Source organism: Spirosoma humi, assembly GCF_054776575.1.
Genome location: NZ_BAAHBR010000015.1, coordinates 1 through 21,987, shown reverse-complemented (window position 1 = coordinate 21,987; position 21,987 = coordinate 1). Strand labels below are relative to the sequence as shown.

The window sequence follows — 21,987 nt, the reverse complement described above, 5'->3', positions numbered from 1 at the left end:
AACCGGGTTTGCCTGATTGCTAGTTATCGTTCTGTCATCCTGAAAATTATGCCGAATCAACTTCAATACGAAACGAGTCCTTATCTGCTTCAGCATGCCGAAAACCCCGTGAACTGGTATCCCTGGGGCGAGGAAGCGCTGAACAAAGCCATTGACGAAGACAAACCCATTCTGGTCAGTATTGGCTACTCGGCCTGCCATTGGTGCCACGTAATGGAATGGGAATCGTTTGAGAAAGAGACGGTAGCCGAGGTGATGAACCAGCATTTTGTGTGCATCAAAGTAGACCGGGAAGAGCGCCCCGATGTCGATGCTATCTATATGGATTCGGTGCAGGCGATGGGCGTGCAGGGCGGGTGGCCCCTCAACGTGTTTCTTATGCCCGATGCTAAACCATTTTATGGCGTTACCTACCTGCCGCAGAAAAACTGGATGCATCTGCTGGACAGCATCAGGACGGCCTTCGACGAGCATCGCACAGACCTGGCGCAGTCGGCGGAAGGGTTTGCCCGTGAACTGAACCTGACCGATGCCGAACGATATGGCCTGTCGGAAAATGACCCGCTTTTTTCGCCCGAAACGCTGGAGGTACTGTATCGGAAAGTAGCCGTCAAATCCGATGATGAAAAAGGTGGATTGCGCCGGGCTCCCAAGTTTCCAATGCCCAGCGTCTGGCGGTTTCTGTTGCGCTATTACGATGTTACGGTGGCGACGGGGACGGATAATGAATCGGCACTCCACCAGGTTAAACTGACACTGGACCGGATGGCCCTCGGGGGCCTTTACGATCAGCTTGGCGGTGGCTTTGCCCGCTACTCGACCGATGCCGACTGGTTTGCTCCTCACTTTGAGAAGATGCTGTATGACAATGGGCAATTGCTGACGCTCTATGCGGAAGCTTATAGTTTAACGCGAAGTCCGCTGTATAAACATGTTATCTATCAGACAGTTGGTTTTCTGCAACGAGAGCTGTTAAGCCCCGAGGGTGGATTTTACTCAGCCCTGGATGCCGACAGCGAAGGGGTAGAAGGGAAATTTTACACATTCACTACGCCGGAACTCAGGGAAACGCTCGGTGCCGATTACGACTGGTTTGCTGAATTGTATAACCTGACCGAAGAAGGGAACTGGGATCCGGGTCACGGCGGACACAGGACAAATATTCTGCACAGAACGGAGTCCGACGATTCGTTTGCCGAGCGAATGGGCTGGTCACTGGCTGACCTTAATGTTCGTTTAGATGCCACACATACACGGTTGCTGCGGATTCGGAATGAACGTATCCGGCCAGGTCTGGACGATAAAATACTGTGTTCCTGGAATGGCCTTATGTTGAAAGGACTGGCCACGGCTTACCGCGTTTTTGGTGAACCGGAATTCCTGACGCTGGCCTTACGGTTAGCCTATTTTCTGCTCAAAAAAATGCGGGATAGTCGAAACGGCCGTCTCTGGCATACCTATAAAAACGGCAGGGCTCGCCAACCGGCCTTCCTGGACGACTATGCTGCCGTAATCGACGGGCTACTGGCCTTGTACCAGGCTACGTTCACGGAGAGCTGGCTAACCGAAGCAGACCAACTGATGCAGTATGTGCTGACAAACTTTGCCGATAGCGAGGTCGATGAGTTAACGGGCCCCGACCCGATGTTCTTCTTCACCGATAAAAATGGAGAGGAGCTTATCGCCCGTCGGAAGGAGCTATTCGATAACGTCATTCCGGCTTCGAATTCCATGATGGCGGAAAATCTGTACGCACTGAGCTTGTTACTCGACAGACCCCACTATGCCGAACGAGCCGACCAGATGTTGGGGCGTATACAGCCCCTGGTGCAGCAAAACGCCGATTACCTCACAAACTGGGCCTCCCAGTTTGCCCTGCGTGCCCGGCCAACGGCCGAAATTGCTATTGTCGGTCCCGAGGCCGATCGGTTTCGGGCGGAGCTGGACGCGGAATTTTACCCCAACAAAGTTCTGTGTGGTACATCTGATACAAGCGAGTTGCCGCTTTTACAGCAACGTGGGTCAATTAACGGACAAACGGCTATCTATGTCTGCTATAATCGTGCCTGTCAACTGCCTGTGACAAGTGTGGCTGAGGTATGGAAGCTGGTTCGGTAAATTACCTACCGATTACTCACTTTCTCGTCGTACATATACGCTTATACCGGGAAAAAATAGGAATATACGTTTGTGGCCAATACATTCATGCCGTATTGAATAACCCCCGTTCAGAGTAGCCTTCCTGTGAAACCTATTGATTTGCAGGGTAGTACTGAATTGGCTATTACATACGAAACTAAACACACTAAAAACATGAATGGCTATGAAGACCGCAGGATTACGTCCGGGGATTGCGTATTTGTTGTTCATTATTGTTCTCGCTGGTTGTGGTGACCACCGCATTCCATCGATAATGCCAGGGTCTGGCACCAGCCGTCTGCGGGTTAAAAAGATAACCCAGGATATGCCCAACAACGCGGCTAAGGTTAGTCTCTTTCGGTATGATGCGCAGGGGCGGCTGGGTTCGATTATTGCCTATCAAACACCCGACAGCACCCTAGCTCCAGTAGAAAACAACGTTTATCAATACGATGCACAGAACCGGCTCACTCAGCTCAACCGTACCGTTGCAGGCGCTGACTATGAAGTCTATAAATTTTCGTACGATGCTGCTGGTCAGGCATGGCTGAGCTTTAGTAACGCCAATCCGATTTACCTGTGGTCCATAACGCCGGTTTATGATGCGGATCACAGGCTAACGGGTTCGTCAAAAAGCTTTTCTGTATCGGGCGTTTCGGCCAGAGATAACAGCACATTCACGTATACGGGAAATAATTTAACCGTTGCCAGCATAACGGGAAGCGCTGTCCAGAAAGGCTATTCATTGCCTTCGCAGACGGTCAATGTTACCTACACCTACGACACCGGTATCAATCCATTCTATGGGGTGTTCGTTATTCCGGCCCCTGGCGAATACGTTTCACCGCCTTCCGGCGTTTTCATTGGGTCGTACACCTACTATGGTGGACTTTCCAATCTGCTCAATTTGAGTCAAAATAACGTCCTTACCGCTGGGGCAAATACGTACACGTATACCTACAATGCGGCCAATTTGCCGACCAGTCGAATCACTTCGAGTAGTGGGAATGTAACCGAAACGCTGCACTACGAATACGAAGCATTTTAAAGAGTATATTTTTTGTCATGCTGACGCAGGAAGCATCTTAAACGTCAAGCATTAACCGGGCTGCCGGAGCAGATGCTTCCTGCGTCAGCATGACAAAAATAAGTTACGCTATTTTTAATGATCTAGTTAGCAGCTATAAATATAGATTTAAAGACACACCATACATCACTCGCCCCAGGCGGTGAGGATCAGGGTTCTCCGACCGCCCTGGTTACGGTGTTCGCCCAGATAGATACCCTGCCAGGTACCCAGATTCAGACGCCCGTTGGTGACTGGAATCGTCACGGAGTTGCCCAGCATGGCAGCTTTCAAATGGGCCGGCATGTCGTCTGATCCTTCGTAATCGTGCTGATAGTAGGATTCATTTTCCCGAACCGTCCTGTTAAAGAAACGCTCGAAATCCCCACGAACGGTCGGGTCCGCATTCTCATTAATGGTCAGGCTGGCGGACGTATGCTGGATGAAGACATGGAGCAGGCCGATCCTGAGTTGACGCAGATCCGTGAATTCCCGCTCAACGATAGGCGTAATCAGATGAAAACCACGCGCAAAGGCGGGGAGATGAAGAGTATGCTGGAAAATGGCCATAGCCGGTAAATCAAGACTGTCTTAAAATTATATTAAGAAATAACTATATTCTTACCCTTTCCGTTGTGGAGAATAGCGGGCCGAATGCCCCTGAACTCAAGTACAGCAAGCGAATTAATAGAACGATACGTTTATGTATGCCTTTTACGCACTACTGCTCGGCATCCTGGTCAGTCAGTCTGTCGTGGCACAAACCGATTCGGCACGGGTGAGCCACATCGTTCGCCATTCGTTTGCCGATCACGACGAAGAGATTCTGTATTTTGGTAAACACAACCAATATTTTACGGTTCGAACGTATCTGAAAAACGGGTCTTTATTTCGGCTCGATTCCTATACGCTTCTGCCCAAAACGCTTCCTAACGGCTTTCAACTGGACAGCGTAAGCCGAATCGCCCGGCACGGCCCTACGAAAATTATGTATCCCAATGGAAAGGTTTACATAAGCTGTGAATACAAGGGAAACATGCTGCATGGGCCGTTTATGGTGTTGTACGAAGATGGCTCTGTTAAACGTCGGGAATTTTACCGGGGTGGCACCCTCGGTAAGAGTGCCTGCTACACGCCGGATGGGACAAAGCAAACCTGCGCACCGTTTTATCAGTTGGCCCAGTTCCAGGGAAAGCTGAATGATTTGTCGGCCTATCTGAAGCAGAAGTTAAGCTCGGTTGTGGATGGGGATCGTATTCGCCGAATCACCGCTACGTTAACCATTAATGAGATCGGGCAGGTGATCGGCGTTAAAGCCATCGTCAATGGAAACCAAGCCGAAAGCGTAAAGATGCCCGACGTGGTGAGCTACACCCAGCAGGTTATACGGAATATGCCCGAATGGACGCCAGACAAACTTAACTGGAAACCTGCACTGAACGACGGTGTAGCTACCCCGTCAACCTGTGAGTTGTCTGTTTATCGGGTCTACGGATCGGTTCAGTGTAATCTTTTTTATCGTATGTAATAGTCTGAAGTCGACGGGATTAGCCAGCTTCAAATAGCAGGAGGAGTGCCTCATGGGAGAGTGCTTCAAATTCAATCAGCTGACCGTCTGTATTCGTCAGGGCCAGGCCATCACCCGTTTGTAAAAGCCTGTCCTGCACCTCAAATACACCGCTCAGAACAAACACAAAAATACCCGGTAATGGTAGTTGACCGTCAACGGTCTTTGCCCGGTAAACCCCGTGCCGTCGGCCATCGTATTTGCCAATAAATCCGGTAAAGGGTTGACGGATAGTGTCCTGTGCTTCCGTATTCAGGTCATAGAGGGGAAGAAGTATATTTTTGGTGGCTAGGTCGAACTCGGATGAATGACAGGCTGGAACAAAATTGGCTGATGGTTTCGTAAACCAAATCTCAATAAAATTTATGTTTTCCGTTTCGTAAGGATTGTGAATCGTTAACTCCATGTTCGTGTCGAGCGAAAAAACATGCGCCTGCCCAGTCTGAACGAAGCCATGCCCAACACTACTATCAAATTCAAGGCCGCCAACGATCGGAATAATGATTAGGTCTGTCTGTTGATCAACCTGTCTGTTCAGGCTACACCCTGCAACCAACAGGTTGTCGTTCAGGGCCATTAACGAGGTAAATGGCTTTCTGTGCGCATCGAAATAGCTGCCGAAGTTAAGCGTGTGCAGACTTCTGGCCCCGGCTGTTTCCGAACAGCCCCGCTGGTCTGCCCGATATAGTTGAGTCTGAATTGGGGTAGTCATGGTGCTAAGAACGCTCGATTTGGGCCCAACGCCTTATGGTTGGAAAGAAGAAATGCTTAGATAGGGTTGCAGGGAAATCAGATCCGTAGTCACGTCCAGGCCTTCCCGCAGGGCCGCTCGCTGGTCTCCGTAAGAAATGAGCAGATGCGTATCAATCGTGTCGATCCAGGTTAGCGGATCGCTGTAAAAGTAAATGGCAATTTTGTGGGTCTCTTTATGCTGAACGTTGGACTGAATAATCTCGAATTTGAAGTTCGTAAACGGAAGACACAATTTACCTGATACATTGACTATGTCAGGAATCGTTTTGGCCAATTGCCTGATATACCCAATGGCAGCCTGACTGGTCAGGTAATGTAGTCGTTCGGCATTCGGTACATGATCGATCAACTCCTGAAAAGTCGCGTACGTGTTGGCCTGATTATAAAACTGGGCCTGCATGAAAAACTCCTGATAGGTATCGTCGAAGACGTATTTATCCCACAACTTCGGGGAATTCACATCAATGATTTTACGATAACTCAGTTGAATTAGTCCCTTGACCATTGGTAGGCAAACAATTGATTCGCCACATTGACTTGACCTGGCTTGTCTGGGTCAAACTCTGGCTTGGTCTGTGTAAAAAGCTGGATAAATTGCGTCTGGGCCAGGCTCTGGCTTGGCCCAGACAAGTCGGTTACTAAGCGCTGACGACAATGGTGTGCGTAAGGGTATAACCGGCTGATACACTGCCCGAAAGCGTAGCAAGCTCCGTCGTAAAACCATCCGAGAAGACATTGTCCCGCTCATTCTTGGTATCCTGTGCCCCCTTCGTATACCCGTACGACTGACCGGTGGTGTACACGCCGTTGGTGATATCATAAGGGAAAGCCACTTGCGTTACCAAGAGTGATTTACCCGCAGCGGTATAAATATGGACGTGAATGTGGGGTGCCCGGCCCGAATACCAACCCGGAAAAATCGATGTAAAGGCCACCAGGCCATTGGCATCGGTTGTTTGGCGCCCCCTTAGAAAATCGACGGACGTATAGTTGACGCTTTGCATGCCACTGCCGCCATACTCCGAATAGTAGCCGTCTTTATCGCAGTGCCAGATGTCGACCAGCGCACCGGCTAAGGCCGCACAACTGCTGTTGCTATTTTTGATGGTAAGATTAATGGCCAGCGCGACCCCCGTTCGGTCCGAGCGAATATCCTTCATAACGAAGTTGGCCGGTACTTTAGTTGGAAAAGGACCTTCCGTTTCGCTGGGTGTCACGCTGCAGTTGCCTGCTGAACTACCGTTTGCCGAACCCGTTGAGGTGCTCGTGCCGCCGGTCGTGGTGGTTACCGGGTCAACCGTGGCCGATGAACAAGACCCCGCCAGCGGAACCATTGCAGCGATACCGAGTAAGCTGCCAAAACCTCGTTTTAAAAATTCTTTGCGTTCCATTCGGGAAACAGATTTAGTGGAAAATAACCGGCTGATATATAGCCTGTGTACTGGGCGTATCAACTTATGCCTTTTCCTTCCAGTAGCGCAGAGTGGGGTGTTTCGTTGCACAGATGGGCCAATTTTAGGTAAACAGGCTGATTCTGTCGGTGAATCGGACACTTATAGACGGAAACGATTCAGGAAGTCAGCTTCGTAGCTGGTACCAATTGGGATTTCTCGATTGCCAACAAACAAGGTCTTGTTACGCAAGGCGTCGATCCGGTTCAGCGGTACAATGTAGGACCGATGCACCCGAATAAAATCCGACGCGGGGAGCCGTTCCAGTATGGCTTTCAGGGTCATACGGGCTACGATGGGTCGGTTGCCTGGTTGCGAATCGGCTTGCAAATGGATCTTTATGTAGTCGTCCAGGCCTTCTATCAGGACAATATCGGCCAGCGTGATCTTGTGGAGGGTATAGTCGGCCCGAATGTACAGGAAAGCATCGATAGGTTTGTCCGATTGCTGCTGCCACCGGTAGAAATCAGCGGCTTTGTTGGCCGCCTGTAAAAAACGCTTGAACGTAAACGGTTTCAGCAAATAATCGACGGCATTGAGCGTAAAGCCTTCAACGGCATATTCTGCATAGGCCGTCGTGAAAATGACCATCACGGGTTGCGTCGAACGTTCGGTAAGGACTCTGTAAAAATCTACCCCCGACATAGAAGGCATGTTGATATCTAAAAACAGCAGGTCGGTCGGACATTGGGCGAGGTGTTGTAGGGCTTCGTCGGTGCGGGTAAACGTCTTTTGCAAGTCAATGAAATCGACCTGCTGACAAAAGTGTGTAAGTACCCGCAGGGCTGGCGGCTCGTCGTCCAGCGCGATCGCTCGGATCATGAGAGAGTAAGGGCTAAGTCAACGGTGAAACTATCGGGTTGATCCTTGATAACGAGCTGGTGCCGATCTGGATACTGAATGGCCAGACGGGCTTTCGTATTGGGCAGACCGATGCCGCTCGCTACCGCTGTTGGCTGAAAAACGCGTACTTTTTTGTTGAAAACATGGCAGCATAACCGGTTGTCTTGTATAGTGATGGCGATCTGAATAGAGGACGGCTCTTCGGGGCTAACCCCATATTTAAAGGCATTCTCAATAAAGGAGATCAGAAGCAGCGGCACAATTTGTTTGCCATTGGGCGTTCCCCGCACCACAAAGTCGACGGCTGCCGTATCGCCTAACCGTAGCTTCTGGAGGGCAATATACTGATCAATGTAGGCGAGTTCATTGTGGAGCGAGACCTGATTTTTCTGCGATTCCTGAATAACATAGCGCAGAAATGACGACAGCTTAACCAGCGCATCCGCCGTTGCGGGCGACTCAACGATAGCCAGCGAGTAAATACTGTTCAGGGTATTAAACAGGAAATGAGGGTTGATCTGCGCTTTCAGATAAGCGAGTTCGGCCAGGGTCTTTTCCTGTTCTGTTTCGCGCCAGCGGCTGTTGATACGCAAGGCCAGTGCCATCAGGAAACCGGCTAGTGTGAGGAAAAATGTTTGACTGAATTCAGAAGGCAATCCTCGTTGTTCCGGATCTCGCCCCGGAAAATACTCACCCGGAGGCATAGGTGGCCGTTGGCTCCGATCCCGAAAAGGCCGTGTTGGCCCGATTCGCCCGATTGGGGGTGGGGCACCGTTCTGCCGGTTGATGGTCACCAAACTACTTTCGATAAGCAAAAAACAGCCCAGCGCGCAGACCCCATAAAGCACATACTTTCTTCGGAAAAACAGCTTTGGGATCAGAACAAAGTAGTTCGTATAAAAGAAGGCAATCGTGAGCAGATAGGAGACAACATTCCGTTGTTCATGCGGGTTATAGGGCAGTTCTGTTAACTTCGACAGGCCATTTGAGGCAAACAGGTAGGGCAGTGCCAGAAAAGTCAGGCAACCCAGCCCGTGAATGGCAAGTTGCGAAAGCCGGTTATTCATGACCGAAATTTACGGCTGAATCAGCTAACGCCGTTTCTTTGATAATCGAATTGTGGTTAGCGGGCCAAATGTGTCGGTAAATAACCGAAACGGGTTTAGCTGACCGAAATTAGTTAAGCGGCTCCAGCGATTGGGCTTCTAATCAATCCCTCACGGTAGATGACGGCGAGTCTGCTGTTCGTCTTTTTTGTCTGTATGTTATCTGCTGACATTCGCATGGCTCTGTGGTCAAGGTCTGTTTAGAGTTCCGTACTCCCTTTCAGCTGTTCTTCAAGGTCCGAATTGCCTGCTTCAGTTTGTAAACGGCCTTTACCGTCAGGTACGCTACCAAGGGGTACCATCTTAAGATACCATTAAAAATAGCATTATTATTTAGAATTGGTCTAATATTGCATTCGATAGATGATATGTAATCCTTAGACGATGAAAAAGTTTACATTTCCCATTCTGATTCTTTTCCTGGGTGTAACCGCCTGTTCCAAAGAGGATACCACGCCCGTCAACACGCAACGTGACGTCGTCCTCAATTATGCCACCATTGTGCAGGCCTCTTATGCCGATGCCATTCTGGGGGTTCAAACTCTGAAAACGACGATTGATTCATTTGTAAAAGCGCCCACCGCAGCGGGGTTAGAAGCGTGTAAAACGGCCTGGATCAATGCGCGCCCCGCTTATCTGCAAACAGAAGCCTATCGATTCTACGGCGGCCCAATTGATGCCAGCCCCGCCGAATTAGAAGCACTGATCAATTCCTGGCCTCTGGATGAAGCCTATATCGATTATGTACAGGGCAATCCGAACAGCGGTATGATCAATGACCTGACAGCCAATCCCACCATTACGAAAGCGAGTATTTTCGACGCCAATGGGTCGGGGGGCGAAACCGATGTACGGGTGGGTTATCACGCCATCGAGTTCTTGCTGTGGGGGCAGGACCTTTACGCCGATTCGCCGGGAAAAAGACCGTTTACTGATTATTCAACAGCCAAAAATGCAACACGTCGGGCCGCTTACCTGCAAATCGTCACCGACGCCCTGATCGAATCCCTGCAACAGGTTGCCACCCAATGGGACAGTAAAACGGGCGCTTACTACGCTGATTTCACCAAAGCGGGTAACGAAACGACTGCATTGACCAACATGATGCTGGGCATGGGAAAGCTGACAAAAGGCGAATTGTCGGGGGAGCGCATGACCGTCGCCTTAGCTTCGGGTGATCAGGAAGATGAACACTCCTGCTTTTCGGACAATACGACCAACGATTTTATTTACGACGAATTGGGTGTTTATAACGTCTACCTGGGCCGCTACAAACAAATTGACGGCACAATTATCGACGGACCGGGTATCGATGACCTGGTAAAAGCCCGGAACACTACCCAGAATACAGCCATGATCGCGAAGCTGGATGCCGCGACAACCGCCATCAATGCCATTCCCAAGCCGTTTGATCAGGCTATTCTGAACGCGAAAACACCCATTCAGACCGCCATTAAAGCTCTCCGTGATCAAAGTGATCAATTGGTGCTGGCCGCTAAAGAACTGGGTATTAATCTGAATGTTCCCGAACAAAACTAGATAACTGATTTTCAGGCGTATCCAGACCAGCGTAACGAACGGCCGTTCGTTACGCTGGTTTAAGTTGGTTGGAACGTAATTCTGCATGAACACAGTAGGTAAATTTTTGGCAGGCCTCTTGCTGCTGGCAGGTAGCTGGGCCTGTAAAGGGCCCGTTGATCCTGACCCAGCCATCAGTGCCGAAACCGATGAGGAGTTTTCGGGCGGGCGCGAAGGGACCGTCTTCGATGCCACTTTCAATGCCTTTGGCAATGCGTTCGTGAGCCTCACCTCCGACGAAACCGACCGATTTGTGATCGGCAATTCCTTTAATCGAAACAATTGGGTCATTGCGCCTTCGTCAACGGCAGCGCGCGACGGACTGGGGCCGCTGCTGAACGCGTCTTCCTGCGCCGGTTGCCATTCGCTCGATGGCAAAGGATCGCCCCTGCTCAACGACAGCGTCAGCATCAATCAGGCCCTGCTTTTTCGATTGTCGATTGCCGGGCAGGGCCCACATAGCGAACCCCTGAACGATCCGAATTACGGCAACCAGTTTAACCCGAAGAGCATCCCGAATGTGGTCGCTGAAGGCCGTGTTGCCGTGGCGTACCAGGCTGTGGCAGGAAACTACCCCGATGGAACAGCCTACACCCTCCGAAAGCCTGTTTATTCGTTCAGTAACCTGAATTACGGCCCCATGACAGGCACCCTGGTCTCGCCCCGACTGGCTCCGCAAATGATGGGCATTGGGCTGTTGGAAGCCGTTTCCGAACAAACGATTCTGGCTAATGTGGATGTCAATGACGCCAATGGCGACGGAATCTCCGGACGGGCCAATTACGTCTGGGATGAAAAAAATCAGAAAAAGGCCCTTGGTAAATTTGGCTGGAAGGCGAATCAGCCCAGTATCGAACAGCAGGTTGCGTCAGCCTTTAACGGCGATATCGGCATTACGTCAACCTTATTTACCCTGGAGAGCTTTACGGATAAGCAAAAAGCGAGTTATGGCAATCTGCCAACCGGCGGCAGTCCGGAAATCGACGAAACAACGCTGCAAAATGTGATATTTTACATTAAAACATTAGCGGTTCCGGCCCGTCGAAACTGGCAGAATACAGATATTCTGACGGGCAAACAGCTTTTTGTCAGCGCAAACTGTTCGGGTTGCCACGTCGCGAAAATGACCACGTCAACGGTGACATCGCCTGGGTACGCATCGAATCAGACGATCCGTCCCTATACGGATTTATTACTGCACGATATGGGTCCTGACTTAGCAGATAACCGCCCGGATTTCGACGCGAGCGGCACGGAATGGCGCACGCCCCCTTTATGGGGAATCGGATTGCAGAAAACGGTCGCGAAACATACGTATATGTTACACGATGGACGAGCGAGAAATGTGGAGGAGGCCATTTTGTGGCATGGCGGAGAGGCCGAAACGTCTAAAAAAGCGTTCATGAAAATGACCAGAGACGAACGGTCAACACTCTTAAAGTTTATCGATTCTTTATGAAAAATATACACTATATACTTGCTTTTCTCTTAGGGATTTTTGTTGTCTGGGCCTGTTCGAAAAGTGAAGAGCCGAGCGCGTTCGATACGTTTGACCGCAAGAGTATGCTGACCAATTTGGGCAACAATGTCATTATTCCTTCTTTCGACGCCTTCTACCAGAAGACGGATGCTTTGGAGGTTGCTCTTACTGCCTACGCGGCTGATGTAAAAAATGAGCAGAAGCTACTAGCCGCTCAGCAGGCCTGGCTCGCAATGGCACTTGTTTGGAAGCAGGCATCTGTATTTAAACAAGGCCCCATTGAGGATAAATTTTTAGCGTCGAATATCGATTTTTCGACTAAAGGGGTGTACCTAAATCCAACGCTACTGGAAAAAGCAATTACCGACGGCACCACTATCGATAATGCCTACATTGAGTCGAAAGGGTCTACAGTTAAAGGAATTCATGCCATTGAGTATTTACTATTCGACAAGTCCCAAAATAATGCAGCCATCATCGGTACATACACAGCCAGTAATGGAGTAAATCGCATGGCGTATGTAAAAGCACTCGCGACGAATCTGAAAAATCAGGCAAAAATTATTCTGGATGATTGGAAGGGCAGTTACGTGACCACCTTTATCAATGCCGACGGTCGGGATATTAATTCGTCGCTGGGCATACTTTCCAATAAACTGATCGATTTGATTTATACCATCCGGGATGAACGGATCGGCGCGCCAAAAGGTAACCGGAACAACGGCGTTCCGCAACCTGATTTGGCCGAATCTGCCGTTAGTAATTCATCTATTGCGCTAGTGATCAATGAATTAAAAGGACTTGAAAACGCTTTCCTGGGACGCACGCCGGCTGGCGTCGACGGTATTGGACTGGATGACCTACTGGATAAATTAGGTGCCACGTCCGGCACGGATCGGCTATCGACAAAAATTAAAACGCAATTTGCTTCGGTCTACACCAAGCTAAATGCCATCCCGGTTCCCCTACAAACGGCCGTTGTCTCAAACAAAACGGAGGTACAGGCCGCTTACGATGAGATCAAAAAACTACAGGTTATGATGGAGGTGGACATGATTAATAATCTGGGTGTGTTGCTGACGTTTAGCGATAATGATGGTGACTAAGGTCGTGGCCCATTCTTCAGCAATTGAGGATGCCCAACGGTATTCACTCGCCTTTTTTCGGATAATTTTCGGCTTACTTATGCTCGTTGCCGAACTTCGGTTTATTAACCAGGGCTGGATAACGTCGTTCTACGTAAAACCTCAATTCTTTTTTACATTTTACGGATTCGATTGGGTACGCCCATTGCCCGAGCCTTACATGCATTGGGTGTTTTATGGACTGGTTGTTCTGAGTATTCTGATTGCGATCGGGCTGGTTTATCGAGTGGCCATTATTGCTTTTTTTTTCGCTTTTACCTACGTCGAATTGCTGGATAAAAGTGTTTATCTAAATCATTATTATCAGGTTAGTCTGCTCGCTTTTCTGATGTGCTGGTTTCCGATGAATAGTACGTATTCTGTTGACAGCTGGCTCCATAAAAAAATTGCTTCCTATCCGTTATCAATTTGGTCACTGGTGCCTTTTTCGGTAGCACCACGAAGCCTTTTTTTATTTATTTATAATCCAGTCTGGGCATTGCGATTGCAAGTGGGTTCGGTCTATTTTTTTGGGGGGCTTGCGAAACTAAAATACGATTGGCTTTTTATGGCGCAGCCGCTTCGAATTTGGCTGGCTGCCAACGAGCACCTGCCCCTTGTCGGACCGTTGCTTACCGAAAAATGGGTGGCGTTTGTACTGAGCTGGCTGGCCATGCTGTTTGATTTATCCGCACCATTCTTCCTGTCGTTTCGTCAGACCCGGCTTCCCATTTACGTCCTTCTGGTTGTTTTTCATCTCCTGACGCATTTCCTTTTCTATATTGGTATGTTTCCGTGGATGATGATTTTTACGGCGCTGATTTACTTTCCACCGACGATTCATCAGAAAATTCTGCTTTTTTTTCAGGCTAGAAAGGTGAACCCTGTCCGGATTTCCGATCGGTTACCAGCGATCCGGTATCCAACGGGCGCGATCCGGTTTATACTGACGGTTTTCTTTCTGATCCAGTTTCTGCTTCCCTTCCGCAGTTATCTGTATGCAGGCAACGTCCTTTGGCACGAACAGGGCTACCGGTTTTCCTGGAATATCATGCTGATGGAAAAAAATGCCAGCATTGAGTATACGATCAACGTTAAAAAGACGGGCCGCGAATTTAAAGTAAAACCAGGCGACTTTCTGACTCGCATCCAGGCCCGGCAAATGAGCTTTCAGCCCGATATGATCTTACAGTTCGCGCACTATTTACACGCTTATTACCTCGAAACCGGTGTCGGTGATACGGAAGTCAGGGCCGAATGTTATGCGTCGGTGAATGGGCGTGGAAGCGCGTTGCTAATCGACCCCACGGTTGATCTGGCGAAAGAGAATGAAGGATTCCAGCCGAAAACCTGGATAACAAAACTGAATTGAATCAACCATGAACTGCGTCCGGTCAAGGCTCCTCATTCCGATCATCTGCTGCTTGTTTTTACGTCTACCCCTTCGGGTTCTAGGCCAGAACAGTACTATTTCGGGAACCGTTACTCAGAAAAATGGAGCGCCCATTCCGTCAGCCAGCGTAAGCGTTAATGAATCCGGCAAAGGGACGATCGTGGATGCGGATGGGAAATACATGATTCAGCAGGCGCCAGGAACCTACTCGATTGTGGCATCGTCTGTGGGCTATATCTCGCAAAAACAGGTAGTTACTATTCGAAGGGGCGAGTCAATTTTCCTCAACTTTAGCCTGGACGTCGATACGCGTGCCCTGGACGAGGTAACAATTGCGGGCAAGTATCAGGACCAGAATGGCATTCGCCGACTGGGCGATGTGGAGAATATGGCTATTTACGCCGGCAAAAAAAACGAAGTAGTTGTTTTGAGCGGTATCGACGCGAATCTGGCGACCAATAATTCCCGGCAGATCTACGCTAAAGTGCCGGGCGTAAACATCATTGAAAATGATGCCGCCGGGATTCAGTTGGGAATTGCGACGCGTGGACTGAACCCCAACCGAACAACCGAGTTCAACTCCCGGCAAAACGGCTACGACATTTCGGCCGACCCGATTGGCTATCCCGAAAGCTATTACACGCCCCCCAGCGAGGCCATCGATCGCATTGAGATCGTGCGGGGGGCGGCATCGCTGCAATACGGGACGCAGTTTGGCGGCTTGTTAAACTTTCAATTCAAGAAGGGAAATCCGACCAAAAAATTTGAGTTTACGACTCGGCAAACCGGCGGTACATATGGTTTTTTTAACTCATTCAACTCAATTGGGGGACAGGTTGGGAAACTCAATTACTACGGTTTTTTCACCCATAAGCAGGGCGATGGCTGGCGACAGAATACGGGCTTCAACGTTAACACGGGCTATGGTGCGTTGAGTTATCAGGTATCGGCTTCGGTACGGATCGGGGCCGAGTTAACGGCCATGTCTTACCTGATGCAGCAGCCGGGCGGCTTAACCGATGCGCTGTTCAACGAGAATCCACGGGCAAGTTACCGCCACCGAAACTGGTTTCAGGCCGAGTGGACCATGCCCGCCTTGACGGTTGATTACCAGCTTGATGAGCGCACAAAAGTCAATATTCGGGCGTATGGCCTGATCGCCCAGCGCGGGTCGGTTGGTAATATCGTTAACCTGCTGAAAGACGAAGCGGATACCACCCAACGGCGCCAACTGACATACGATCATTACCGGAATTTTGGCACCGAAGCCCGGCTTTTGCACCGGTATGCCGTGTTCACCAAAAAAGCGTCGGTGTTAGTGGGAGCCCGGTATTATCAGGGCAACACGCATCGCCAGCAAGGGTCGGGTTTCACGGGTAGCGATGCCAATTTTAGCTTTCCAAACCCGGCGCAGGTCGACGAATTCGATTACCATTTTCCGTCTTACAACGCGGCTTTTTTCGTGGAAAACGTTCTGTGGCTGACGAAGAAAATGAGTGTTACGCCCGGTTTTCGCTACGAGTATATTAATGCCAATTCGCAGGGGTACAGCTACGTCGACGCGACGAATCAGAATCTAACGGCGAAACAACAGAATAGTCGGCAGTTCCCGCTGTTTGGCATTGGGGTCAATTATGCCGTAAACGCACAGGCGGAACTTTATGTCAACGTTTCCCAGAACTATAGCCCCGTCAATTATTCTGATATACTGGTTCGAACGCCCAACTTTCAGGTAGACCCGAATTTAAAAGATGTTACCGGATTTAATGCGGATTTAGGCTTCAGAGGCAATTACAAAAGTTGGCTGACGTATGACCTGAGCGCTTATTATTTAGATTATAATAACCGAATCGGGATCATCCGGGTGGCTTCGGCCGACGGCCTGGAGGTCGTACGATACCGGACCAATGTTGGGCGTTCGCGGAGCGTAGGCATCGAAACGTTTGGCGAAATCAACTTCTCCAAAATCAACCGGGTAAACCCAACTAAAGAGGTGTCCCTGTTCGGTAGCGTTGCCTATACCGATGCCGCCTATACCGCGGCCATCAATCCCTTGCTGACCACGCTCATTGTGGGCAAACAGGTCGAGTATGCGCCCAAAACGATTATTCGCACGGGCGTCACGTTCCAGCAAAAAGGGTTTAGAACCACCATCCAGTATTCACGGACCAGCCGCCAATTTACGGACGCCTATAATTCGCTCCAGACGGCTGACGGCCTGGTGGGCGAAATTCCGACTTACTGGCTACTGGATGTAACGGCTACCTATAAGATCAACCAGTTCGACGTTGGCTTGAGTATCAATAACCTGACCAACAATTATTACTTCACCCGGCGAGCATTGGGTTTCCCTGGACCGGGGATTATTTCGGCCGATGCCCGAAGCCTGAATTTGAGCGTTGCTTATCGGTTGTAGTTGAGCGGCTTAAGGACCTGCTCAGGCTGCCATTTTAGCGACCGCCAGTCTGATGTTCAGTGAAGAGTAGAGGAGTGGGAGCGACCCTTTCGCGGCAGAAAAGTCTAGAGAACCCGGTTGGCATTCTCGCTCACAAAAGCACCCCAGGCTCCTTTTTTGGTTTTCTTGCTGGATACGACGGGTAAGGCATTTTCGTGGAAATGATGGCAGATGGCAATGGCCAGCGCATCCGTTGCATCGAAAAATTTAGGATCCAGACTCTCCTTCAGCAGATGACCCACCATTTGCGAGACCTGGTCTTTCGATGCATTGCCGTTGCCCGTAACGGACTGCTTGATCCGGCGGGGGGCGTATTCCACAATAGGAATGTTGCGCGATAGGCCAGCCGCCATAACCACACCCTGTGCCCGGCCCAATTTCAGCATCGACTGCACATTTTTACCGAAAAACGGATCTTCGATCGCCATCTCGTCGGGGTGGTACTCGTCGATCAGCCGAAGCATGGTTTCATGAAGTTTCTGGAGCTTCAGCTGGTAGGTCGTATATTTGCTCAACTGAACCACGCCGTACTGAATCATGGTCATAACACCCCCCTTCACCGAAATGATGCCGTAACCGGCAACCTGCGTACCAGGGTCTACCCCTAGTATCAGTTTCTCCGATAGTCGGCTATCGGGGGTAGTGGTGGAAGAAGTGGGAGTAATGAGCATACCTGGGCGTTGGGTCTATTGCAAAGTAACGTGTTCTCTTCTGTTTTGTCGCTGAAACCAGGTAAAAAATTCATTTTTTGGGTTAAAATCGTCGTCTTTGCGGGTCTGTTAACCTACATCGTGCAGGTTATCCGGCAACAGTCGTTCGATTGGGCCACCCTGCACACCCAGCTACGGTCGGTCAGTCACCCGGAACGATGGGCTATGTCGCTGCTTTTGCTCACGCCCGCCAACTGGGGGCTGGAGGCTCTGAAATGGCAGATCCTGCTTCGGCGGGTTGAACCGGTTCGTTTCTGGGAGGCCTGTAAGGGGGTGCTGGCGGGTGTCTCGCTGGGCTTTGCTATGCCTGCCCAACTGGGCGACACGGCGGGCCGGGTACTCTCGTTGCGTACCAACAGGGCCGGGGCTGTGGGGGCGTCGCTGGTGTCGGGCGGGATGCAGTTTTACGTGGCTATCGTTTTCGGCACCGTGGCCTGGGCGCATTACCTGACGCTGGTGCCCGAACGCAGCCATACGGCCGGTAACTGGCTTCTGGTGTTGCTGGTCGGTTTGTCGGTAGGGGGCGTTGTTTTCGGATTGCTGCGAAAGCGGCTTGTTGCCTATGTATCAGGCCGCCCCGCCCTCCAGCGGTTTGCCAACTACTGGCAGGTAGCCGGTCTCTATTCAGATCGGGAAATCGGGCTGGCGCTGAGCACGGCTGCCCTGCGGTATCTGGTGTTTTCTTTGCAGTTTTATTTGGCCATGCGGGTCGTTGGTCTGGTCGTGCCAAACAGCGTGGCCACATCGGGTATTGGGCTGGTCTTTCTGGCTAAAACGATCACGCCAGCCTTCAATCTGCTGAGTGATCTTGGTGTTCGGGAGGCTGCTTCTCTCTGGGTTTTTTCACCCTTCGCGGTTAGCGTTCCTGTCTTGCTGACGGCTACCCTGACGCTCTGGGTGGCCAACGTGCTGACGCCCGTACTGGTTGGGTTGATCTGGGTCTGGAAACTAAAAATCACGGCTCAATGACCATTTTTCTGCTCGTCGTAAGCGGTCTGTACGCAGGCTTTACCCTTATTCTTTGGTTCACCTGGCGGGACATGCGGCCTTTTCGATCGCCAAATTCGGTGTCAACGGGTCTGGCCATTACCGTCGTTATACCCGTTCGAAACGAGGCCGGGAATATCGAAAACCTGCTGAATGACCTTAGTCGGCAATCCTATACCCGTTTTGAGGTGATCGTTGCGGATGACTCGTCCACGGATAACACTTTGTCCATTCTTTACCAGTATGCCCAAACGGCCCCTTTTCCGTTGCGGCCCTTGCCATTGGCCAACGAACGGACCGCATCGCCCAAAAAACGGGCCATTACCCAGAGTATCGCCATCGCCACGGGCGACCTGATTGTCACGACCGACGGCGACTGCCGGGTTGGCCCTGACTGGTTAGCCACCATCGCTACCTTCTACGAGCGAACGGGCGCAAAGCTGATTTCGGGACCCGTTACGTTTACTCCGGAGCAATCAGTTTTCGATGCGTTGCAGACGGTCGAATTTGCCAGCCTGATCGGCAGCGGAGCCTGTACAATGGCCCTGGGCGTACCAACCATGTGCAACGGAGCCAACCTTTGTTACGAAAAGCGGGTCTTTGCCGAAGTGAATGGATTTGCCGGGGTGGATCACCTGGCCTCGGGCGACGATGAGTTGCTGATGCACAAGATCGCCGTAAAGTATCCGGCCGGGGTCCATTTTTTGAAAAGTCCGTTGGCCATTGTCCAGACGGGCGCGCATCAGTCCTGGCGGGGTTTTTATAACCAGCGCAAACGTTGGGCGAGTAAGTGGCGGGCCTACGAGAGTTACCTCCCGTCGATGCTGGCGGTGTTTGTCTTTCTGAGTAATGCCGCTCCCGTGATGGCCATGGGGGGCTGGTGGCTCGGTTTTTTAAACGGAAATGTTACGCTGGCCGTTATAGGGCTGAAGCTTCTGCCGGAGTTTTTGTTTTTACGGCAGATTCTTGTTTTTTTACAAAAAAAATCGTCGGTATGGGCAATCCCGCTGACCCAGTTCGTATACCCCCTTTATGTGCTTTTCTTTGGGTTAGCCGCTCAGGGAAGAGGCTACCGTTGGAAAGAACGAAACCTTACCTGATGTGTGGTGCCTGACGTAGTTTATCGCGGACGTACATCAACTACACTATAGTCTAATTACACAGCTAAACCGTTTACTATCTTGTCTTTTTTTCTGCACAAGTCTAACTTTTTACTCCGAACGGTATACCCTGAGTTCTGGTGGAAGATTGAAGAAGCCGCTGAACCGACTATATACCTGACGTTCGACGATGGGCCGATTCCCGACGTGACGGAGTTCGTCCTGGAACAACTGGATAAATTTGCCGCTCAGGCAACCTTCTTTTGCATTGGCGACAATGTCAGGAAACACCAGGATATCTTGTTTAAGGTGCTGGAAGCCGGTCATATGGTCGGTAATCACACCTTCAACCACCTCAATGGCTGGAAGACGGATGATCAGACGTATCTGGAAAATGTCCAAAAATGCCAGGAACAGCTAAACGTTGAAACCTCCCTGTTTCGGCCACCTTATGGCCGCATAAAAAAGACACAGGTGGCCGAGGTGATCGAACAATACTCGATTGTTATGTGGGACGTTTTAACCGGTGATTTCGACCGGAGTTTACCCGCTGATGTGTGCCTGCGAAAGACAATACAGTATACACGGCCCGGCTCCATTGTGGTGTTTCACGATAGCTTGAAAGCCTGGCCGACCATGCGTTATGTGTTGCCCCGGATGCTGGCTTATTTTGCCAATCGGGGCTACTCATTCCGCGCTGTTCCGCAACCCGTTTATGCCGGTTACTGATGAGTCCCGCGCGGATCGCCCCGACCCGAATTTCCCGTTTATCAGTATTCTGATTGCCGCCCGAAACGAAGAACATACCATTCTGGATTGCCTGCGGGCCATAACCCAACTCAACTACCCGCCTGGGTATGTCGAAGTGCTGGTCGGCAACGATCAATCCACCGACCAAACCAGAGCCGTGGTGATGACGTTCATCGCCGACAAACCCGCTTTTCGCCTGGTTGATATTGAGGCATCCAGGATTGGCTTGCCGGGAAAGGCGAACGTGCTGGCGCAACTGGCCAGGCAGGCGCGGGGTTCCCTGTTCTTTTTTACGGATGCCGATACCAACGTTCCGGCAGGCTGGCTTACCGAAATGAGCCGTCAATTTGTGCGGAAAACCGGTGTCGTTACGGGCGTTACACTGCCACAGGGGACGGGTCTGTTTGCCAAGCTCCAAACCATCGACTGGCTTTATAACCTGACACTCACGCATTTGGTTAGTAGTATGGGCGTTCCGGTTACGGCCATGGGAAACAACATGGCCATAAGCCGGGCTGGCTACGAGGCTGTTGGTGGCTACGAAGCCCTGCCGTTTTCGGTCGTGGAAGATTACACCTTATTTCAGGCCGTTGTTTCGAAAGGGTATGGTTTTCAAAACCTGCTACATGAGCAGGTACTGGCCGATACAACGCCGGTTACGACCCTCAGGGCATTTCTTCAGCAACGCAAACGCTGGATGCGGGGCGCTACGGCGTTGCCCGCCTGGATGGTCGGTTCGCTGTATGTCCAGTACCTGATTGGACCACTTCTGTTGCTGGTCGGGTATTTTTCGCCGGTAATGGCTGTTGGTTTGTATGTAATCCGGCTTTTTATTCAAACAACGGTACTCTCGTTTGGATTAAGCCGCCTGAAGCAAACCAACTTATGGCTGTTCGCGTTGCTTTTTGAACCTTATCAACTCATTATCGGGCCGCTGTCGGTTGCTTTTTACCTGCTTCCCACACCCATCGAATGGAAAGGAAGGCGATATACCTAAGGATTTTTTAAGTTGTCATGAACGATTAGCTCCCCATACCCACGGCGCATCTCATGACAAACTACAGATCAAAAATTAAATACGCATGCTACTTATTGACACCCACGCCCATATTTACGACCCTCAGTTTGACGAAGACCGGGACAAAATGCTACATCAGGCCGAGGTTCAGCAGATCAGCCAGATCTGGATGCCCAACTGCGCCAGTGAAACCATACCGGGTATGATGGCACTGGCCGAGCAGTATCCCGAGCGATGCCTGCCCATGATGGGCCTGCACCCGGCCTATGTGACGGCTACAGTCGAAGAGGAACTCACTACGGTGGAAGACCAGCTGAATCGCCATGCGTTCATGGCCGTTGGCGAAATCGGTCTGGATTTTTACTGGGATATGACCTTCGTCGATCAGCAATTTACCGCTTTCGAAACCCAGCTTCGGTGGGCTGCCGAACGGAATTTGCCGGTATCGATGCACACCCGGTCGGGCC

20 protein-coding genes are annotated in these 21,987 nt (G+C 50.7%); 13 read left to right on the top strand and 7 right to left on the bottom strand.

Going from position 1 to position 21,987, the window contains the following annotated elements; all coding sequences use genetic code 11:
* The first annotated feature begins 48 nt into the window (after nucleotides 1-48).
* Nucleotides 49-2,118 carry a thioredoxin domain-containing protein gene (locus ACYU8Y_RS16225; RefSeq protein ID WP_460939099.1) on the top strand — a complete coding sequence of 690 codons (2,070 nt, stop codon included), beginning with the start codon at nucleotides 49-51 and terminating at the stop codon, nucleotides 2,116-2,118.
* 205 nt (nucleotides 2,119-2,323) lie between these two features.
* Complete coding sequence (locus tag ACYU8Y_RS16220) at nucleotides 2,324-3,187, top strand: hypothetical protein (protein WP_460939098.1); 864 nt, start codon at nucleotides 2,324-2,326, stop codon at nucleotides 3,185-3,187.
* A 165-nt stretch (nucleotides 3,188-3,352) separates the two neighbouring features.
* Here the strand turns inward: ACYU8Y_RS16220 and ACYU8Y_RS16215 are convergent, their stop codons facing one another.
* Nucleotides 3,353-3,775 carry a secondary thiamine-phosphate synthase enzyme YjbQ gene (locus ACYU8Y_RS16215; RefSeq protein WP_460939097.1) on the bottom strand — a complete coding sequence of 141 codons (423 nt, stop codon included), beginning with the start codon at nucleotides 3,773-3,775 and terminating at the stop codon, nucleotides 3,353-3,355.
* Between the two features lie 133 nt (nucleotides 3,776-3,908).
* Here ACYU8Y_RS16215 and ACYU8Y_RS16210 point away from each other — a divergent pair, with 133 nt between their 5' ends.
* Nucleotides 3,909-4,733 carry a toxin-antitoxin system YwqK family antitoxin gene (locus ACYU8Y_RS16210; RefSeq protein WP_460939096.1) on the top strand — a complete coding sequence of 275 codons (825 nt, stop codon included), beginning with the start codon at nucleotides 3,909-3,911 and terminating at the stop codon, nucleotides 4,731-4,733.
* Between the two features lie 19 nt (nucleotides 4,734-4,752).
* Here the strand turns inward: ACYU8Y_RS16210 and ACYU8Y_RS16205 are convergent, their stop codons facing one another.
* The 5 genes from ACYU8Y_RS16205 to ACYU8Y_RS16185 form a co-directional block, all read right to left on the bottom strand.
* A complete protein-coding gene (locus ACYU8Y_RS16205) occupies nucleotides 4,753-5,484 on the bottom strand; it encodes a pirin family protein (RefSeq protein WP_460939095.1) in 732 nt (243 codons plus the stop codon).
* Between the two features lie 33 nt (nucleotides 5,485-5,517).
* Nucleotides 5,518-6,030, bottom strand: a complete 513-nt coding sequence (locus tag ACYU8Y_RS16200; protein WP_460939094.1) for a hypothetical protein — start codon at nucleotides 6,028-6,030, stop codon at nucleotides 5,518-5,520.
* Nucleotides 6,031-6,163: 133 nt separating this feature from the next.
* On the bottom strand, nucleotides 6,164-6,916 hold the full coding sequence (locus ACYU8Y_RS16195) for a dioxygenase family protein (protein WP_460939093.1): 753 nt from the start codon (nucleotides 6,914-6,916) through the stop codon (nucleotides 6,164-6,166).
* 162 nt (nucleotides 6,917-7,078) lie between these two features.
* Complete coding sequence (locus tag ACYU8Y_RS16190; protein ID WP_460939092.1) at nucleotides 7,079-7,798, bottom strand: LytR/AlgR family response regulator transcription factor; 720 nt, start codon at nucleotides 7,796-7,798, stop codon at nucleotides 7,079-7,081.
* Nucleotides 7,795-8,886, bottom strand: coding sequence for a sensor histidine kinase (locus ACYU8Y_RS16185; protein WP_460939091.1), 1,092 nt, complete (start codon nucleotides 8,884-8,886; stop codon nucleotides 7,795-7,797). Before ACYU8Y_RS16185 ends, ACYU8Y_RS16190 begins: the two co-directional genes overlap by 4 nt.
* A 423-nt stretch (nucleotides 8,887-9,309) precedes the next feature.
* Here ACYU8Y_RS16185 and ACYU8Y_RS16180 point away from each other — a divergent pair, with 423 nt between their 5' ends.
* From ACYU8Y_RS16180 to ACYU8Y_RS16160, 5 genes are all read left to right on the top strand, one after another.
* On the top strand, nucleotides 9,310-10,464 hold the full coding sequence (locus tag ACYU8Y_RS16180; RefSeq protein WP_460939090.1) for an imelysin family protein: 1,155 nt from the start codon (nucleotides 9,310-9,312) through the stop codon (nucleotides 10,462-10,464).
* An 85-nt stretch (nucleotides 10,465-10,549) separates the two neighbouring features.
* Nucleotides 10,550-11,962 carry a di-heme oxidoreductase family protein gene (locus ACYU8Y_RS16175; protein WP_460939089.1) on the top strand — a complete coding sequence of 471 codons (1,413 nt, stop codon included), beginning with the start codon at nucleotides 10,550-10,552 and terminating at the stop codon, nucleotides 11,960-11,962.
* A complete protein-coding gene (locus tag ACYU8Y_RS16170) occupies nucleotides 11,959-13,089 on the top strand; it encodes an imelysin family protein (protein ID WP_460939088.1) in 1,131 nt (376 codons plus the stop codon). The genes ACYU8Y_RS16175 and ACYU8Y_RS16170 overlap by 4 nt, the downstream gene beginning before the upstream one ends.
* Nucleotides 13,076-14,479: an HTTM domain-containing protein gene (locus ACYU8Y_RS16165; protein WP_460939086.1), complete on the top strand. Its 1,404-nt coding sequence runs from the start codon at nucleotides 13,076-13,078 to the stop codon at nucleotides 14,477-14,479. Before ACYU8Y_RS16170 ends, ACYU8Y_RS16165 begins: the two co-directional genes overlap by 14 nt.
* 7 nt (nucleotides 14,480-14,486) lie before the next feature.
* On the top strand, nucleotides 14,487-16,916 hold the full coding sequence (locus ACYU8Y_RS16160) for a carboxypeptidase-like regulatory domain-containing protein (protein ID WP_460939084.1): 2,430 nt from the start codon (nucleotides 14,487-14,489) through the stop codon (nucleotides 16,914-16,916).
* Nucleotides 16,917-17,020: 104 nt separating this feature from the next.
* Here the strand turns inward: ACYU8Y_RS16160 and ruvC are convergent, their stop codons facing one another.
* Nucleotides 17,021-17,626: a crossover junction endodeoxyribonuclease RuvC gene (ruvC, locus tag ACYU8Y_RS16155; protein WP_460939082.1), complete on the bottom strand. Its 606-nt coding sequence runs from the start codon at nucleotides 17,624-17,626 to the stop codon at nucleotides 17,021-17,023.
* A gap of 45 nt (nucleotides 17,627-17,671) precedes the next feature.
* Between ruvC and ACYU8Y_RS16150 the strand changes: the two genes are divergently transcribed.
* From ACYU8Y_RS16150 to ACYU8Y_RS16130, 5 genes are all read left to right on the top strand, one after another.
* The gene (locus tag ACYU8Y_RS16150; protein ID WP_460939080.1) at nucleotides 17,672-18,634 is read left to right on the top strand and encodes a lysylphosphatidylglycerol synthase domain-containing protein; all 963 of its coding nucleotides are present in this window, start codon (nucleotides 17,672-17,674) and stop codon (nucleotides 18,632-18,634) included.
* On the top strand, nucleotides 18,631-19,752 hold the full coding sequence (locus tag ACYU8Y_RS16145; protein WP_460939078.1) for a glycosyltransferase: 1,122 nt from the start codon (nucleotides 18,631-18,633) through the stop codon (nucleotides 19,750-19,752). The genes ACYU8Y_RS16150 and ACYU8Y_RS16145 overlap by 4 nt, the downstream gene beginning before the upstream one ends.
* An 81-nt stretch (nucleotides 19,753-19,833) precedes the next feature.
* Nucleotides 19,834-20,481: a polysaccharide deacetylase family protein gene (locus ACYU8Y_RS16140; RefSeq protein ID WP_460939076.1), complete on the top strand. Its 648-nt coding sequence runs from the start codon at nucleotides 19,834-19,836 to the stop codon at nucleotides 20,479-20,481.
* Nucleotides 20,468-21,499, top strand: coding sequence for a glycosyltransferase (locus ACYU8Y_RS16135; protein ID WP_460939074.1), 1,032 nt, complete (start codon nucleotides 20,468-20,470; stop codon nucleotides 21,497-21,499). The genes ACYU8Y_RS16140 and ACYU8Y_RS16135 overlap by 14 nt, the downstream gene beginning before the upstream one ends.
* Nucleotides 21,500-21,584: 85 nt before the next feature.
* Nucleotides 21,585-21,987, top strand: a 403-nt coding sequence (locus tag ACYU8Y_RS16130) for a TatD family hydrolase (protein ID WP_460939072.1), incomplete at its 3' end; no start/stop codon positions are given.

What these genes read in the sequence shown, in the direction of transcription:
- ACYU8Y_RS16205 (WP_460939095.1), bottom strand. Translation starts at nt 5,484, where the DNA reads ATGACTACCCCAATTCAGACTCAACTATATCGGGCAGACCAGCGGGGC.
- ACYU8Y_RS16135 (WP_460939074.1), top strand. Translation starts at nt 20,468, where the DNA reads ATGCCGGTTACTGATGAGTCCCGCGCGGATCGCCCCGACCCGAATTTC.
- ACYU8Y_RS16170 (WP_460939088.1), top strand. Translation starts at nt 11,959, where the DNA reads ATGAAAAATATACACTATATACTTGCTTTTCTCTTAGGGATTTTTGTT.
- ACYU8Y_RS16220 (WP_460939098.1), top strand. Translation starts at nt 2,324, where the DNA reads ATGAAGACCGCAGGATTACGTCCGGGGATTGCGTATTTGTTGTTCATT.
- ACYU8Y_RS16185 (WP_460939091.1), bottom strand. Translation starts at nt 8,886, where the DNA reads ATGAATAACCGGCTTTCGCAACTTGCCATTCACGGGCTGGGTTGCCTG.
- ACYU8Y_RS16225 (WP_460939099.1), top strand. Translation starts at nt 49, where the DNA reads ATGCCGAATCAACTTCAATACGAAACGAGTCCTTATCTGCTTCAGCAT.
- ACYU8Y_RS16145 (WP_460939078.1), top strand. Translation starts at nt 18,631, where the DNA reads ATGACCATTTTTCTGCTCGTCGTAAGCGGTCTGTACGCAGGCTTTACC.
- ACYU8Y_RS16165 (WP_460939086.1), top strand. Translation starts at nt 13,076, where the DNA reads ATGATGGTGACTAAGGTCGTGGCCCATTCTTCAGCAATTGAGGATGCC.
- ACYU8Y_RS16180 (WP_460939090.1), top strand. Translation starts at nt 9,310, where the DNA reads ATGAAAAAGTTTACATTTCCCATTCTGATTCTTTTCCTGGGTGTAACC.
- ACYU8Y_RS16190 (WP_460939092.1), bottom strand. Translation starts at nt 7,798, where the DNA reads ATGATCCGAGCGATCGCGCTGGACGACGAGCCGCCAGCCCTGCGGGTA.
- ACYU8Y_RS16210 (WP_460939096.1), top strand. Translation starts at nt 3,909, where the DNA reads ATGTATGCCTTTTACGCACTACTGCTCGGCATCCTGGTCAGTCAGTCT.
- ACYU8Y_RS16200 (WP_460939094.1), bottom strand. Translation starts at nt 6,030, where the DNA reads ATGGTCAAGGGACTAATTCAACTGAGTTATCGTAAAATCATTGATGTG.
- ACYU8Y_RS16215 (WP_460939097.1), bottom strand. Translation starts at nt 3,775, where the DNA reads ATGGCCATTTTCCAGCATACTCTTCATCTCCCCGCCTTTGCGCGTGGT.
- ACYU8Y_RS16175 (WP_460939089.1), top strand. Translation starts at nt 10,550, where the DNA reads ATGAACACAGTAGGTAAATTTTTGGCAGGCCTCTTGCTGCTGGCAGGT.
- ACYU8Y_RS16160 (WP_460939084.1), top strand. Translation starts at nt 14,487, where the DNA reads ATGAACTGCGTCCGGTCAAGGCTCCTCATTCCGATCATCTGCTGCTTG.
- ACYU8Y_RS16195 (WP_460939093.1), bottom strand. Translation starts at nt 6,916, where the DNA reads ATGGAACGCAAAGAATTTTTAAAACGAGGTTTTGGCAGCTTACTCGGT.
- ruvC (WP_460939082.1), bottom strand. Translation starts at nt 17,626, where the DNA reads ATGCTCATTACTCCCACTTCTTCCACCACTACCCCCGATAGCCGACTA.